Below are 12,934 nucleotides of genomic sequence, written 5' to 3' on the forward strand. Positions count from 1 at the left end.
GCGCGGCAGCCGGAATTGCCAATGCGAGGGCCCTGCGGGCCTCGTTCTCATGGGGAAGATGGGACAGATGTCGAAACGCCATGCGATGATGATCATTGCCGTCGGTGTGCTCACGAGCGCCTCCGCGCTGGCGCAGGCGGAGACCATTGGACAGGCCGGTCCTAAGCCGGCGACGGCAGGCACGGTGCCGGCGGCGGCGAACCCGGCTCATGCGGCCGCGCCGAGGGTGGCCACCATGGCCGCCTCGACGCCGGAGAGCCGTTCGGCCGCGGCACTCGCGATGACCCACGAGCCGACCTATGACGAAGGCAGCGCGCAAAGGATCAAGGACGCGGCCCTGAGCTATTCCGACCTTGCAGTACGCGGCGGCTGGCCGATGATCCCGGCCGACGCCAAATTCGCGTCCGGTGTCCAGGGCGCCCACGACGAGCTCCTGCGCAAGCGGCTGATCGTCTCCGGCGATCTCGCCGCCGAGAAGGCGACCGGCGCGTTCGACCAGGATCTCGCGGATGCCGTGAGACGCTTCCAGGCCCGTCACGGCCTCGCGCCGACCGGCCTGATGACGCCGCGCACGGTGGCGGCGATGAACGTTCCGGTCCAGAAGCGCATCCGGCAGCTGGAGGCTTCGCTGCAGCGGCTCGAGAACATGAATTTCGGCTTCGGCCAGCGCTATGTCGTGGTCAACATCCCCGCCGCCTTTGCCGAGGCCGTCGAGAACGATGTCGTCGTGCGGCGCTATCGCATCATCGTCGGCAAGACCGAAAAGCCCTCGCCGACGCTGACGGCGCAGATCACTAGTGTCGTCCTCAACCCGACCTGGACGGTGCCGTCGTCTATCGCCAAGACCGAGATATCCGCGCATATGCGCAAAGATCCGACCTATCTGGCGCGCATGCACATGGAGGTGCTCGACGCCCACGACAATCCGATCGATCCGCATTCGGTCGACTGGTCGGGCACGCACACGCCGAACTTCACCGTGCGCCAGCAGAACGGCACCTTCAACGCACTCGGCGCAGTCAAGATCGACATGCCGAACGCCTATTCGGTCTACATGCACGACACCAACCAGCGCAATCTGTTCAGCGACGACTACCGTTTCGATTCCCACGGCTGCTCGCGCGTCGACAATGTGCGCGACCTCGCCGCCTGGCTGCTCAAGGACCAGCCGAAATGGAGTCGCGCCGCGATCGATGCAGAGATCGCCAGCGGCCAGCATCTCGACATCGCCATGGCGAAGAAGGTGCCGGTGGCCTGGGTCTATCTCACGGCGTGGATGACCAGGGACCAGACCGTCCAGTTCCGCAACGACGTCTATAACCAGGACGAGCAGCTGCTGGAGGCGACCGCCGAAGAGGCGGCGTTCTTCAGCAACGCCGGCAGCCATCCGCTTACCGCGCATATGGCGCAGTAGGCATGCAATCGCGCTACGGGCGGATGCAAAGCCGACTTCCTCGCCGCGGTTGACCGGGGCCTTCGCCGGGCCGCACATTGGACCTGGCCTAAGACAAGCGAGCGCGCGATGCCCGACCTCTCCAATGAAACCTCCTATGCCGACGGCAGGATCCTCAAGCACACGGCCGGCGGCGTCGGCGTCGTCACCTTCAACAATCCCGGCAAGCGCAATGCGATGTCGCTGGAGATGTGGGAGGGATTTGGCGAGGCGCTGATCGCCTTGCGCGACGACGATGCGGTCCGCGTCGTCATCCTGCGCGGCGCCGGCGGCAAGGCGTTCGTATCGGGCGCCGACATCAGCCAGTTCGAGAAGGTCCGGCACAACGCCGCTGCGTCCGAGGCATATGCGAAACGCAGCGCCGCCCAGCGCGCGCTGCTCGCCGACTATCCCAAGCCGACCATCGCCTGCATCCAGGGCTTTTGCCTCGGCGGCGGCATGCAGGTCGCGATGCTCGCCGACATCCGCATCGCCGCGCATGACAGCCAGTTCGGCATTCCCGCCGCAAAGCTCGGCATCGCCTATGGCTATGACGGCTTGAAGCATCTGGTCTCGCTGGTCGGCCCGTCCTGGGCGCGGCTTCTCATGTATACCGGCATGCGGATCGATTCCGCCGAGGCGCTGCGCATCGGGCTCGTTGAGCGCCTATTCCCGGACGATCAGCTCTGGGGCGAGACCATGGCGATGGCCGAGACGATCGCGCACAACGCCCCGCTCGCGATCAAGGCCGCGAAGATCACCATCGCGCAGGTGCTGAAGGATGAAAGCCAGCGCGACATGGGCACGATCAAGGCGATCGGCAACGCTTGCATGGACTCGGCAGATTTTCGGGAGGGCCGTCAGGCCTTCATGGAGAAGCGTCAGCCGCAGTTCCAGGGAAAGTGAAGCTGAACCTCTATTCAGGAAGATTAAATTCCTCGCGCCGCCGAACCACCATAGCAACCAGTTGATCTGTCGAAAGTTCTCTCGCCACCAACGAGGGAGATTGCGATGAAACTCAAATTTGCTGTTCTTGGTCTGGCTGCGATAGGTGGTGTGGCGCTCGCTTCAGGACCGGCCTTTGCGGCAATGCCGAACGGCATTCCGCAGGCGGACCAGATTGCAAAGGGCCCGGCGGCCGACGTCGATCAGGTGCGCTGGGTATGTAACCCCTGGGGCCGCTGCTGGTGGCGTCCGAACTTTTACGGCGCATACGGCTTTTACGGCCCGCGCCGCTTCTACGGGCCACGCCCGTGGGGCTGGCGTCATCACTACTGGCGCCGTTGGTAAACTAGGAAGGGGCCCGCGGGCCCCTTTTTCTCGCGCGCGCTCGACCAAGGCGCAGTCAGACCTCCTTCGAGGCGAAACGCCCCCCTCGCAGGCCCGTTGGCCTGCGAGGAAAGCTTTATGGATTGACACGGCTGCCCGGGAGTGGTGACGTCGTTGTCACCGAACTGTATCGCTTGCGACAAATAGCTCGCTTGTTCGAGGCCGGCGCTGAAGATCGCCGTCGCTATCAACCTCACAATTGCAATGAAGCTCCTGCGCAGCTGGCTGCCATGCAGGATTTGTCGCATTTCGCAGCCCAGCCAAGGAGATCCAATTGCAGGTACTCGTCCGCGACAACAATGTCGATCAGGCGCTGCGCGTGCTGAAGAAGAAGATGCAGCGCGAGGGCGTCTTCCGGGAAATGAAGCAGCGACGCTCCTACGAGAAGCCCTCGGAGCGGAAGACCCGCGAAAAGTCCGAGGCCATCCGCCGGGCCCGCAAGCTCGCCCGGAAACAGGCGATCAGGGAAGGACTGCTTCCGGCGCCGCCGAAAAAGAAGCTTCCGGAGCGCAAGGCGCCTTTGCCGCAGCTCGCCGGCAACGCACGTCCGTAGTCAGCAGAACCTCTGCGTCAGAATCCCGGGCGAGCGGCACGATCTCGCGGTTCCTCGTCGCGGATGGATCCCTACGTTCTGAAATCGATGCTCCGCAGCACGATTCCTGGCGGGGTGCCTTCGAACTCCGTCGCGCGATATTTGCTCGCGGCGCGGGCCTCGATGCGGTCGCGAAGCCGAGTGAACTGGGCTTCGCGCTGCTCGGGCCTCGCCTGCGGACCACGTTCAAGATAGTCCATCGCGGAGGTCGAGATCGCGCATGCGATCTCCCTGGCGCCATCCTGCATCGAGAACAGAACGATCATCCGATCGTATTCGTGGCCGATGTAGCGACCGCTCGTGAGCGTCATGGCATACTCCCTTGTGTTGACGTGATCACCCGTCGATCCATCACTCTGCGCCATCGGCTGCCCGGACGCCGCGTGCATCGCGCGTGACGAAGAGGCGTGCGGCCGGACCGGCCTCAGCCTTCTCCTGCAAGCCTGGCGAAATCGTCGAACAGCGCCGCCACGAGCGCACGATGCCGCGTATCCTCGCCCGGCAGGCTCGCGACGTAGAGGTTGAGCAAATGGCGGGCCTTCACCGCTGCCTCCGGCCATGACGCGGCGGGCACCGTCATCATGCGGTTCTCCAGATCGGCCTCTCGCTCGCGCAACTCCCTGACCTGCGCTTCAACGTCAGCCAACGCGCGACGGAGATCGGTCGCCTTCTGCGCGGCCATGCCGCGGTGCTTGTCGAGATCGACCGGCCGGTCAGTCATGGGCGGCGCTCCGGACCGCAACCAGTGCCTTTGCGAGATCGCCGCGGACGGGGACCGGATGCTTGAACGCGAGAGTTTCTTGCCGAAAACGGATGGTCATGCACGCCTTTCGCAAGAGGGGGCCCAACCGACCGGCGACGCCGACCATGCGCCCATTGCACGACGATAGCCAGTACTTTCGTCACCATGCTGCAGGCGCTGACGCCACGGCCGAGCGCTTGCGGCGTTTTAGGGCTCGCTATCGGCCGGCCACAGGCGTACGGTCGTCGCATCACCGCACTTCCAACGGCATCGACCGGTGACTGAGGGTCACGTGCGCTCCCGCCGACAGAGCTGCAGGAGCGTTCGATGTCGCGCTTTCGCGCCTCGGAATGGATCGTCCCGCCGGTGATCGTTCCGCTATTCCTTCTGCTTCTGGTGTGTGCCGCGGCCATCTTCAATGGCTAGGGCAACGCGCGTGCCCTATTTGGTCACGGGAACAAATGAGTATGGCAGCGCCAATCTCGGCCGCGGCACCGCGATTGGCGCGCTGCGCCTGGCGCGAAAACTGCTGCGCGAGGGCTGCATGGACGTGCGCGTCTGCACACCGCGCGGACGCGTGCTGCAATCGGACGAACTGAACGAACTCGCCCCGCAACAGGAGACGGACGCCATGGCCAAGGGACAGCAACGCGGCAATCGAGAGACCAAGAAACCGAAGAAGGAAAAGACCAAGGTGATCGCTGCGGCTCCGAGCCGCAAAGACGCCGCCTGGCAGCCGGACTTCGGGCCTGCGAAGAAGAAATAGAAGCGCATCGACGCAGCTCTTGCGAGGTCCGGCGTGCAGCACAACGGCCGTCGTTGGATCTCGCCGTCGGCATCCCGTCACGGGCTTCGCCAGCGATGATGCGCGCGTGACCTACAGCGCCGCAAGCACCGCTTTCGTAATGTCGGCCGTGCCGTTGCTGCCGCCGAACTCCATCGGCTTGATGCCGCCGGCGTAGATCCGATCGACCGCGCGCTCGATCGTCTCGCCGGCTTCCGCCGCGCTCTCGATGCCGTGCTTGTCTGCGAGCCAATCCAGCATCATCGCCGCGGACAGGATCATGCCGGTGGGATTGGCCTTGCCCTGCCCCATGATATCGGGGGCGGTGCCATGGCAGGGCTGGAACACCGCGTATTTGTCGCCGATGTCCGCCGACGGCGCCATGCCGAGGCCGCCGATCAGGCTGGCGGTGATGTCCGAGACGATGTCGCCGAACATGTTCTCCATCACCATCACGTCGAAATCCCAGGGACGCTTGACCAGCATGGCCGAACAGGCGTCGACATAGAGGTGATCGATCTTCACGTCCGGATGCCGCCTGGCGGCCTCGTCAAAGATCCGGCGGAAGAACGCAAACGCCTTGAACACGTTCGCCTTGTCGACGCAGGCAAGCGACCCCGGCTTGCCACGCGCCTTGCGCCGCTCGGCGAGACGGAACGAGAACTCGAACAGGCGCTCGGAGGTCTTGCGCGTGATCACCAGGGTTTCGCGCGCATCCTCATGGGTGACGATGCCCTTGCCCATCGAGGCGAACAGGCCTTCGGTGGATTCCCTGATGACCACGAGATCGATGCCGCGCGCATCGGCGCCGACGATCGGGCTCGGCACGCCCGGAATGAGCCGCGCCGGACGGACGCCGGCATAGAGGTCGAAGATGAAGCGCAGCTCGATCTGCGGCGCGATCTCGGTATTATCAGGGTAGCGCACTGACGGCAGGCCGCAGGCCCCGAGCAGGATCGCGTCAGCCTCCTCGCACAGCTTGATGGTGGAGTCGGACATCGATTTGCCAGTCGCGAGATAATGGTTGGCGCCAGCCGGCGCCTCGGTGAAGCGGAAGCGCAAGTCCGATTTCTGTTCGATTTTGCGCAGCACCTCGATGGCCGGCGCCATGACCTCAGGGCCGATACCGTCGCCGGCAAGCACGGCGACGTGGAAGGTGTTGTTTGCGGACATGGGGGATCTCAAGGAAGGGAACAAGCCAAATCGTCATTGCGAGCGAAGCGAAGCAATCCAGAACTGCATCTGCGGATACATTCTGGATTGCTTCGTCGCAAGAGCTCCTCGCAATGACGGCGGAGAGCGCGTTCGGTTACGGCATCAGCACCGTGCGGCCGACCACCGCGCCCTGCTGCAATTGCAGCAGCGCGTCGTTGGCCTTGGCGAGCGGTGCCGTCGTCACCGGGATCGGCGGCACCTTCCTGGTGCGCACGAGATCGAGCAGCTCCTGCGTCTCGCGCAAATTTCCGACATAGCTGCCCTGGATCGTCACCGCCTTGATCGGAATCAGCGGCAGCGCCCAGGTCGCGCCGCCGCCGAACAGGCCGACGATGACGAGCTTGCCGCCCTTGGTGAGGCAATCGAAGCCGAGCTGGGTCGTCGCGGCATTGCCGACGAGGTCGATCACGGCGCCGATCGGCCCGCCCGCTTTCTTCGCGAGCTGCTCCAGCGCATCGGCTGCCTTGGGATCGACGGTCGCAAGCGCGCCGGCCTGCTCCGCGGCCTCGCGCTTCCTGGCGTCGATGTCGACCATGATCGCGCCCTTGCCGCCCATCGCCTTGAGCAGCGACAGCGCCATCAGGCCGAGGCCGCCGGCGCCGAACATCACGATCGGCGTGTCAAAATGCTGCTCGACCTTCTTCAGCGCGCTGTAGGTGGTGACGCCCGAACAGGCATAAGGCGCGGTGGTCGCGGGATCGAGTCCCCTCAGATTGAGCAGGTAGCGCGGATGCGGCACCAGCATGTGGTCGGAATAGCCGCCGTCGCAATAGACGCCGAGCGAGCGCGGCGTCAGGCACATGTTCTCGTCACCGCCAAGGCAGGTCGCGCATTTGCCGCAGCCGATCCAGGGATAGACCAGGCCAACGTCGCCAAGCTTGAGATCGCCCTGATCGGTCGGCTTCACATCAGGACCGAACGCGAGGACCTCGCCGACGGTCTCGTGGCCCATGGTCAGCGGCAAATTGATGCCGCGGTCCTTCAGCGACAGCGGCTTGCGGCCGTGGCCGAGATCGTAGCCGCCTTCCCAGATGTGGAGGTCGCTGTGGCAGACGCCGGCGGCCTTCACCTTGATCAGCACCTGCGTGCCCGGCGGCTGCGGCGTGGCCTCGTCGAACTCCTGCAGCGGCGCCTTGAAATCGGCGACCTTGTAACTCTTCATCGGCGTCCTCCCGCATGCTTCTTGTTGTCGCGCCAGCATGCCATGCCCGGCCGGGCGAGACAAACGTGCCAGCCGTCTTAGTCGACCCCGGTGGATCGTAGCAAGCCGGCCACATGCAAACCCGGATTGCCTGCCACACGATGCGGTTCGTCAGCCTCGCACGGCGGTTTTGCCCGACGGAATTGGCGCGTCGTCGGCGAGGCCGATCGCTTCGCGCAATTCGCGCGTGTGCTGACCGAGCGCGGCCATCGTCCTGCCCGGCGCGGTGTCGGCGCCCGACATCCGGAACGGCAGATTGAGCACCTGGAACGAGCCGCCTTCGTCCTCGACAGCAGAGAGCGCCTGCCGGTGCGCGAGCTGCGGATCGGCCAGCGCTTCGGCCACGGTGCGGTAGGCCGAAGCCGGCACGCCGGCCGCGCCAAGCGCGGCGAGACATGCCGCGGTCGAAAGCTGCCGCGACCAGGCTTCGACCCCGTCCATCAGGTCCGCCCAATTGTCGCGACGCGCGCCATAGGTGGCGAAGCGGGCATCGACGATCCATTCCGGGCGGCCGATCACCCCCATTAATTCCTGAAACGTCTTCTCGCTAGCGATGGTGATCATGACATAGCCGTTCGCAGTCTCGGTCGGCCCGAACATCGGTCGCGGCGGCGGCTTCACCGCGAATTGCGCACTCTGCAACTCGGTCAAGGTCAGCGTCAGCATCGATTCCAACATGGAGACGTCGATGTGCTGGCCCTGCCCGCTGACGGTGCGCTGATAGAGCGCAGAGGCGATCGCGCCGAAGCCGTAAGTGCCGGTGATGACGTCGGCATGATAGATGCCGCAATAGTCCGGGCGATTGCGGCCGGGCTGGTAGGCGAGATGCGCCATGTCGTAGCCGGAGGCCGCATGGATCACCGGCGCATAGGCCGGCAGCTCGGCCGACGGCCCGCTCTGGCCGTAGCCCGAGATCGAGCAATAGATCAGCTTCGGGTTGAGCACGCGCATCCTGTCGTAGTCGAGCCGCAGCCGGCGCATCACGCCGGGGCGAAAATTCTCAACCAGGACGTCCGCGGTCGCGGCCAGCCGGCGGACCGCCTCCTTGCCGTCCTCCGACTTGAGGTCGAGCACGACGCTCTTCTTGCCGACATTGAGCTGGCCGAACACGGTGCTGCAGCCCTTGCGCAGCGGCGGCCGGGTCCGCATCGTCTCGCCGCCGTCGGTCTCGATCTTGATGACCTCCGCCCCCATGTCGGCGAGCATCCGCGCGCAATGGGGACCGGCGATGGTGGTCGAAAAATCCAGCACTCTGAGGCCGGCAAAGGCCTTTGTCGTCGTCCCCTCATGCTTATCTGCTAGCTGCATGCCTGCCGCGTCCTCGCCCTGTCCTTGGATCGTCTAGGAACAATCAATGTTCTTTGTTGTTGGTGCGTCGACCCTAGAGGGCGGCGGCTGAGTAGGAAAGTCTTTACCGAACCGGCGCATTCGCGGGGGGCTTGAGAATTCCAGGGGCAACTGGACCCGTTCTTGCATAGCAGCAAACGGGATCGGAAGAGGGCAATCGTTCTTGAGGGTCTTGTTCGTCACGACAGAGATGGACGACTTTGTCCGCGTCGGCGGGCTTGGAGCCGTTTCCGCCGCCCTCCCCCGAGCACTCCGCCCCTTCGCCGATATCCGGGTCATGCTGCCCGGCTACCGCGACATCATCGAACAACTCACGCATATTCAGGTCGTTGGCCGCTGTCCGGCGTTCGCCGAGATGCCGGCCTGCTCGCTCGGCCGGGCCGCGACCAAGGACGGCGTGCCGGTCTATGTGCTGTTGTGCTCGCAACTCTACGACCGGCCCGGTAATCCCTATGGCGACGAAACCGGGCGCGACTGGCCGGACAATGACATCCGCTTTGCGCGCTTCGCCTCGGCCGCCGCTGAGCTGGCCATGGGCAATCTGGACAAGGATTGGGCAGCAGACCTGATCCACGCCAACGACTGGCAGGCCTCGCTCGTGCCGGCCTATCTCGCCTGGCGCGGCGCCAAGCTGCCGTCGATCCTGACCATCCACAATCTCGCCTATCAGGGCCTCTTCCCGAAGGAGTCGCTGCGGCGGATCGGGGTCCCCGAAAGCTCCTTCCACATCGACGGCGTCGAGTTCTACGACCAGCTCTCCTTCCTCAAGGCCGGCCTCGTCTACGCCTCGCATCTCACCACTGTCAGCGGCACCTATGCCCGCGAGATCACGACCGAGGAATTCGGCTGCGGTCTCGAAGGCCTGCTTCGCGTCCGCTCGGACGCTGCCGAGCTCACCGGCATCCTCAACGGCATCGACGAGAGCTGGGACCCGCGCTATTGCGCCCAGCTCGCCCAGCAGTTCGGCGCCGGCGACTGGGCCGGCAAGAAAGCCAATGCGGATTACGTGCGCAAGCAGTTTGGTCTCGCGGTCTCGCGCGGACCGATGTTCGCGATCGTGGCCCGCCTCGTGCACCAGAAGGGCATCGACCTCGTGCTGTCGGCCGCCGACCAGATCGTCGATGCCGGCGGGCAGATCGTGGTCACGGGCTCCGGCGAGCCCGCGCTGGAGCAGGCGCTGATCAACGCGCATCGCCGCCGGCCCGACGCCATCGGTGTCACCATCGGCTTCAACGACGCCCAGGCGCGCCGCATCTTCGCCGGCAGTGATTTCACATTGATGCCGTCGCGCTTCGAGCCCTGCGGCCTCAGCCAGATGTACGCCCAGCGCTTCGGCTCGCTGCCGATCGGCCACCAGACCGGCGGCCTTGCCGAAACCATCACCGACGGCGAGACCGGCTTCCTGTTCTCGAGACCCTCACACGAATCCTTCTTGGGCGGCGTCCGCCGCGCCTTCGAGGCCTTCATGGCCCACGACCAGCTCGACACCATGCGCCGCAGCGCCATGGGCCGCTCGTTCTCCTGGAGCATCTCGGCGGGAAGTTACAGCGCGCTGTATCGGAAGCTGGCGTCGGCGTGAGGAAGCGGCCAAGTCGTTTCCACATCCTCCGTCATTGCGGCGCATCTCTCAACACTATCTCTGCGCGGACCCGGTGGCTCGCAACGGCGATGTGGAGAGAGTGTCCGGCTCATTCCCCTCTCGTGCCCCGGACGCAGCGCAGCGTCTCTTCGACGGTGCGCTGCTGAGCCGGGGACCATCTCGCTTCGGATTGCGGGGCCTCTCCTCTGGGTCCCGGCTCTGCGCCGCAATGCTTGCGCATTGCAGCTTGTCCGGGACACGAGATTTTGGCTCTCACCCCTTCCCGCGCTGATTCATCTGCGACCGGCCGATCCAGGCGCGGTTGAGACACCGTGTCATCCAGTCGGGCTGAGCCTCGCCCCGCAACCGTGCCTGCGCTTCCTGGTAGGGGCTGGCATAGCGCAGCCTGTCCGGCAATCTCGGATAGACGCGCCGGATCCATCGCAGCGCGGTGTCGGCAGACCTGACGTCCCGTTCATCGAGCGAAAGCGCGAAGCCGGCGCGCAGGCGCTCCGGCAGCATCTTGGCCGTGAGCGCCCGATACCAGCGCGGCGGCCGCAACCACGGCCGCGCACCGCCAAGAATCTGCGCGGCGATCTCCTGCGCCGCCGGACTGACGGTCAGCGTCTCCGACTGGGCCATCGCGGCGTTGTAGGCTGCGAAGCCGGACCAATCGGCGGGCAGATCATCGCCCGTCAGTCCGAACAGCGCGCCAAAGGTCCGGCTCTCGGCCCAGTAGCGCTCGCGCTCCTCTATCGAGAGCGGCGGCAGAACGAGGTCGTGCGCCATCAGCGCGGACTCGACAAGCGTGGCGTGAACCCAGCGCAGTGACGGGATGTCGTTGGCGCAATAACGCGAGCCGGCCGCGAACGGGCCGACGGTCTCAGGCATCTTGCCGACGATCATGGTGTGGCGCCGATGCAGCTGCCGGGCCGACAGCAGCGCCCGATCCAGCGAGCCGAACACCATGGCGAAGACGACGTCGAAGGTGCGGTGGAAGCGGCCGATCGGATCGACAAAGGTCGTCGAGTGCTCGGCGATGGCGGCCGCGACCCAGGGATGCGCCAGTTGAAGCAGCAGCGCGCGGCCGGCGCCGAGGAAGACGGCGGCTTCGCGGTCGATCCGCCAGGTCACCGTGTCAGGGCCGAATACGCCGGCAACCGGTCCCGCCGCCTCAGTGCGGACTTGCTCGAGGGCCAATTCCAGATCGTTCTCGGATACCAATGCCGGACCTTTCGACGCGGATTAAGGCCGACGATCCGCAAGGCCTGTGGCAATTCGATGATCGGCGATTGCGCCGCCGGCCGAACCTCTCCCGCTTGCAGGAAAGATTGCGCCTGCACCATCTCGATGCCTGATTTCCTCTTCCTCCCGCCGCCTTGGCCGGCTGAATTCGTTCAGCCGGCCAGCTCTTTTGCCGCGATGCCGGTTCGCCTGGTTTCCGGCATCACCAGCAGGATCAGCAGGAGCCCCGTCGCTGCGATGCCGGACAGCCCGATGAAGGCGGTGGCATTGCCGAACTTGTCGCTGACATAGCCGCCGAGCGCGGTGCTCAGCGATGCGCCGATGCCGGTCGCGGTGCCGACGATTCCTTGCGCCAGGTTGAAGTGCCCGCTGCCGAAAGCGACGTCGGCAACGATCAGCGGGATCATCACCGCGAACACGGCGGCCGTGATGCCGTCGAACACCTGCACCGCGACCAGGAGATACGGATCGCGCACGGTCGCGAACAACAGGCCGCGAATCGTCAGCGCGCCGAACCCGATCAGCAGCAGCGGCCGGCGGCCCCAGAGTTGCGCCTTGCGCCCGACCGTCGGCGACAGCAGCGCCACGATCGCCTGCGGCACGACAATGCAGAAGGCGACGAGCACCGTCGCCCACTGGCTCGACCGCGCCGTCACCGCGCTCGCCATCAGCGGCATCATCGCGGCGTTCGCCAATTGCAGCAGCAACACGCTCAGCGCAAACACGATGAGCGGCTTCTGCCGGATCAGGTGCCAGATATTCGTGTCGCCGGGAACCGGCGCCTCGCGCGGCATCTCGCCGTGACAGCGCGCGATGTCGACCTCCTCCTCGCGAATGCGCGACAGCGCAATCAGGGTCGGAATCGCCAAGAGGAAGGTGACCAGGAACACCGAGCGGCTCGACAACAGGTAACCGGCCGTGCCCATCACCGCGGCGGCGACGCCGTTGCCGAGCGAGGCAAACCGCGCGTTGCGGCCGAGCCGCTCTCCAATCGCGAGCGGGCCGACGAGGCCGAGGCTGATGGCCGCAATCGCAGGGCCCAGCACGCAGCTCGCCGCGGCGTGCAGCGTCGCCGCGGTCACCACCACGGCGAAAATCGGCATCGCGGCGTAGGCGAGCGCGCAGCAGCCGATGGTCGCAATCGCAAGCGCTGCGACCAGGCGCTCGGATTTCGCGGCATCGATGATGGCGCCGCCCGGCATCTGCCCGATCAGGGCGACGATGCCGCCGATCGACAGCACGAGGCCGATCTCGACCTGGGTCCATTTCTGCGTCGTGAGATAAACCGCGATGAACGGACCAAATCCGGTCTGCACGTCGGCGAGAAAGAAGATGAACCAGTCGAGGCCGCGTAGGCTCTGGCGCGACGGCGCCGGAATGACCGCAAGCGGCAGCGCGGCGACGTCGTGCCGTTCAACGTGGCCGCCGCGGTCCGCATGGTTCGGCTTCCTCGACAAGAGCACAGGCG

At 65.6% G+C, this 12,934-nt stretch carries 13 protein-coding genes; 6 read left to right on the forward strand and 7 right to left on the reverse strand.

The features are described 5' to 3' along the window. Positions 1-67 precede the first annotated feature (67 nt). The 4 genes from JJB99_RS27340 (at position 68) to rpsU (ending at position 3,314) form a co-directional block, all read left to right on the forward strand. Positions 68-1,414 (forward strand): L,D-transpeptidase family protein, encoded by a 1,347-nt coding sequence (locus tag JJB99_RS27340; RefSeq protein WP_200495365.1) that lies wholly within the window; start codon positions 68-70, stop codon positions 1,412-1,414. Positions 1,415-1,522: 108 nt separating this feature from the next. Further along, entirely contained in the window at positions 1,523-2,338 is an 816-nt protein-coding gene (locus JJB99_RS27345; RefSeq protein ID WP_200495366.1) for an enoyl-CoA hydratase, read from the forward strand. 105 nt (positions 2,339-2,443) lie between these two features. After that, positions 2,444-2,722 carry a hypothetical protein gene (locus tag JJB99_RS27350; RefSeq protein ID WP_200495367.1) on the forward strand — a complete coding sequence of 93 codons (279 nt, stop codon included), beginning with the start codon at positions 2,444-2,446 and terminating at the stop codon, positions 2,720-2,722. A 313-nt stretch (positions 2,723-3,035) separates the two neighbouring features. Continuing rightward, positions 3,036-3,314: a 30S ribosomal protein S21 gene (gene rpsU / locus JJB99_RS27355; protein WP_200495368.1), complete on the forward strand. Its 279-nt coding sequence runs from the start codon at positions 3,036-3,038 to the stop codon at positions 3,312-3,314. Positions 3,315-3,385: 71 nt separating this feature from the next. Here rpsU and JJB99_RS27360 read toward each other — a convergent pair whose 3' ends face one another. Further along, positions 3,386-3,664, reverse strand: a complete 279-nt coding sequence (locus JJB99_RS27360; RefSeq protein ID WP_200495369.1) for a DUF1488 domain-containing protein — start codon at positions 3,662-3,664, stop codon at positions 3,386-3,388. A 113-nt stretch (positions 3,665-3,777) separates the two neighbouring features. Further along, complete coding sequence (locus JJB99_RS27365) at positions 3,778-4,074, reverse strand: hypothetical protein (protein ID WP_200495370.1); 297 nt, start codon at positions 4,072-4,074, stop codon at positions 3,778-3,780. A 457-nt stretch (positions 4,075-4,531) separates the two neighbouring features. On the opposite strand from JJB99_RS27365, the gene JJB99_RS27370 reads away from it, so the two are divergent. Beyond that, positions 4,532-4,861 (forward strand): hypothetical protein, encoded by a 330-nt coding sequence (locus JJB99_RS27370; RefSeq protein WP_200500460.1) that lies wholly within the window; start codon positions 4,532-4,534, stop codon positions 4,859-4,861. A gap of 111 nt (positions 4,862-4,972) precedes the next feature. On the opposite strand, the gene JJB99_RS27375 is transcribed toward JJB99_RS27370, so the two are convergent. From JJB99_RS27375 to JJB99_RS27385, 3 genes are all read right to left on the reverse strand, one after another. Continuing rightward, complete coding sequence (locus tag JJB99_RS27375; RefSeq protein ID WP_200495371.1) at positions 4,973-6,052, reverse strand: isocitrate/isopropylmalate dehydrogenase family protein; 1,080 nt, start codon at positions 6,050-6,052, stop codon at positions 4,973-4,975. 136 nt (positions 6,053-6,188) lie between these two features. Next, entirely contained in the window at positions 6,189-7,256 is a 1,068-nt protein-coding gene (locus JJB99_RS27380; RefSeq protein WP_200495372.1) for an alcohol dehydrogenase, read from the reverse strand. A gap of 150 nt (positions 7,257-7,406) precedes the next feature. Next, positions 7,407-8,603, reverse strand: coding sequence for a CaiB/BaiF CoA transferase family protein (locus JJB99_RS27385; RefSeq protein ID WP_200495373.1), 1,197 nt, complete (start codon positions 8,601-8,603; stop codon positions 7,407-7,409). A gap of 229 nt (positions 8,604-8,832) precedes the next feature. Here JJB99_RS27385 and glgA point away from each other — a divergent pair, with 229 nt between their 5' ends. Continuing rightward, a complete protein-coding gene (gene glgA / locus JJB99_RS27390) occupies positions 8,833-10,221 on the forward strand; it encodes a glycogen synthase GlgA (RefSeq protein ID WP_246775001.1) in 1,389 nt (462 codons plus the stop codon). Positions 10,222-10,494: 273 nt separating this feature from the next. On the opposite strand, the gene JJB99_RS27395 is transcribed toward glgA, so the two are convergent. After that, complete coding sequence (locus JJB99_RS27395; RefSeq protein ID WP_200495375.1) at positions 10,495-11,445, reverse strand: oxygenase MpaB family protein; 951 nt, start codon at positions 11,443-11,445, stop codon at positions 10,495-10,497. 173 nt (positions 11,446-11,618) lie between these two features. Then, positions 11,619-12,929 carry an MFS transporter gene (locus JJB99_RS27400; protein ID WP_200495376.1) on the reverse strand — a complete coding sequence of 437 codons (1,311 nt, stop codon included), beginning with the start codon at positions 12,927-12,929 and terminating at the stop codon, positions 11,619-11,621. Positions 12,930-12,934: the final 5 nt, after the last annotated feature.

Origin of the sequence: Bradyrhizobium diazoefficiens, from assembly GCF_016616235.1 — a bacterium.
Classification (GTDB): Bacteria; Pseudomonadota; Alphaproteobacteria; order Rhizobiales; family Xanthobacteraceae; genus Bradyrhizobium; species Bradyrhizobium diazoefficiens_H.

Coding starts and splice junctions, on each gene's coding strand:
- JJB99_RS27340 (WP_200495365.1), top strand. CDS start 68: ATGTCGAAACGCCATGCGATGATGATCATTGCCGTCGGTGTGCTCACG.
- JJB99_RS27345 (WP_200495366.1), top strand. CDS start 1,523: ATGCCCGACCTCTCCAATGAAACCTCCTATGCCGACGGCAGGATCCTC.
- JJB99_RS27350 (WP_200495367.1), top strand. CDS start 2,444: ATGAAACTCAAATTTGCTGTTCTTGGTCTGGCTGCGATAGGTGGTGTG.
- JJB99_RS27360 (WP_200495369.1), bottom strand. CDS start 3,664: ATGACGCTCACGAGCGGTCGCTACATCGGCCACGAATACGATCGGATG.
- JJB99_RS27365 (WP_200495370.1), bottom strand. CDS start 4,074: ATGACTGACCGGCCGGTCGATCTCGACAAGCACCGCGGCATGGCCGCG.
- JJB99_RS27375 (WP_200495371.1), bottom strand. CDS start 6,052: ATGTCCGCAAACAACACCTTCCACGTCGCCGTGCTTGCCGGCGACGGT.
- JJB99_RS27380 (WP_200495372.1), bottom strand. CDS start 7,256: ATGAAGAGTTACAAGGTCGCCGATTTCAAGGCGCCGCTGCAGGAGTTC.
- JJB99_RS27385 (WP_200495373.1), bottom strand. CDS start 8,603: ATGCAGCTAGCAGATAAGCATGAGGGGACGACGACAAAGGCCTTTGCC.
- glgA (WP_246775001.1), top strand. CDS start 8,833: ATGGACGACTTTGTCCGCGTCGGCGGGCTTGGAGCCGTTTCCGCCGCC.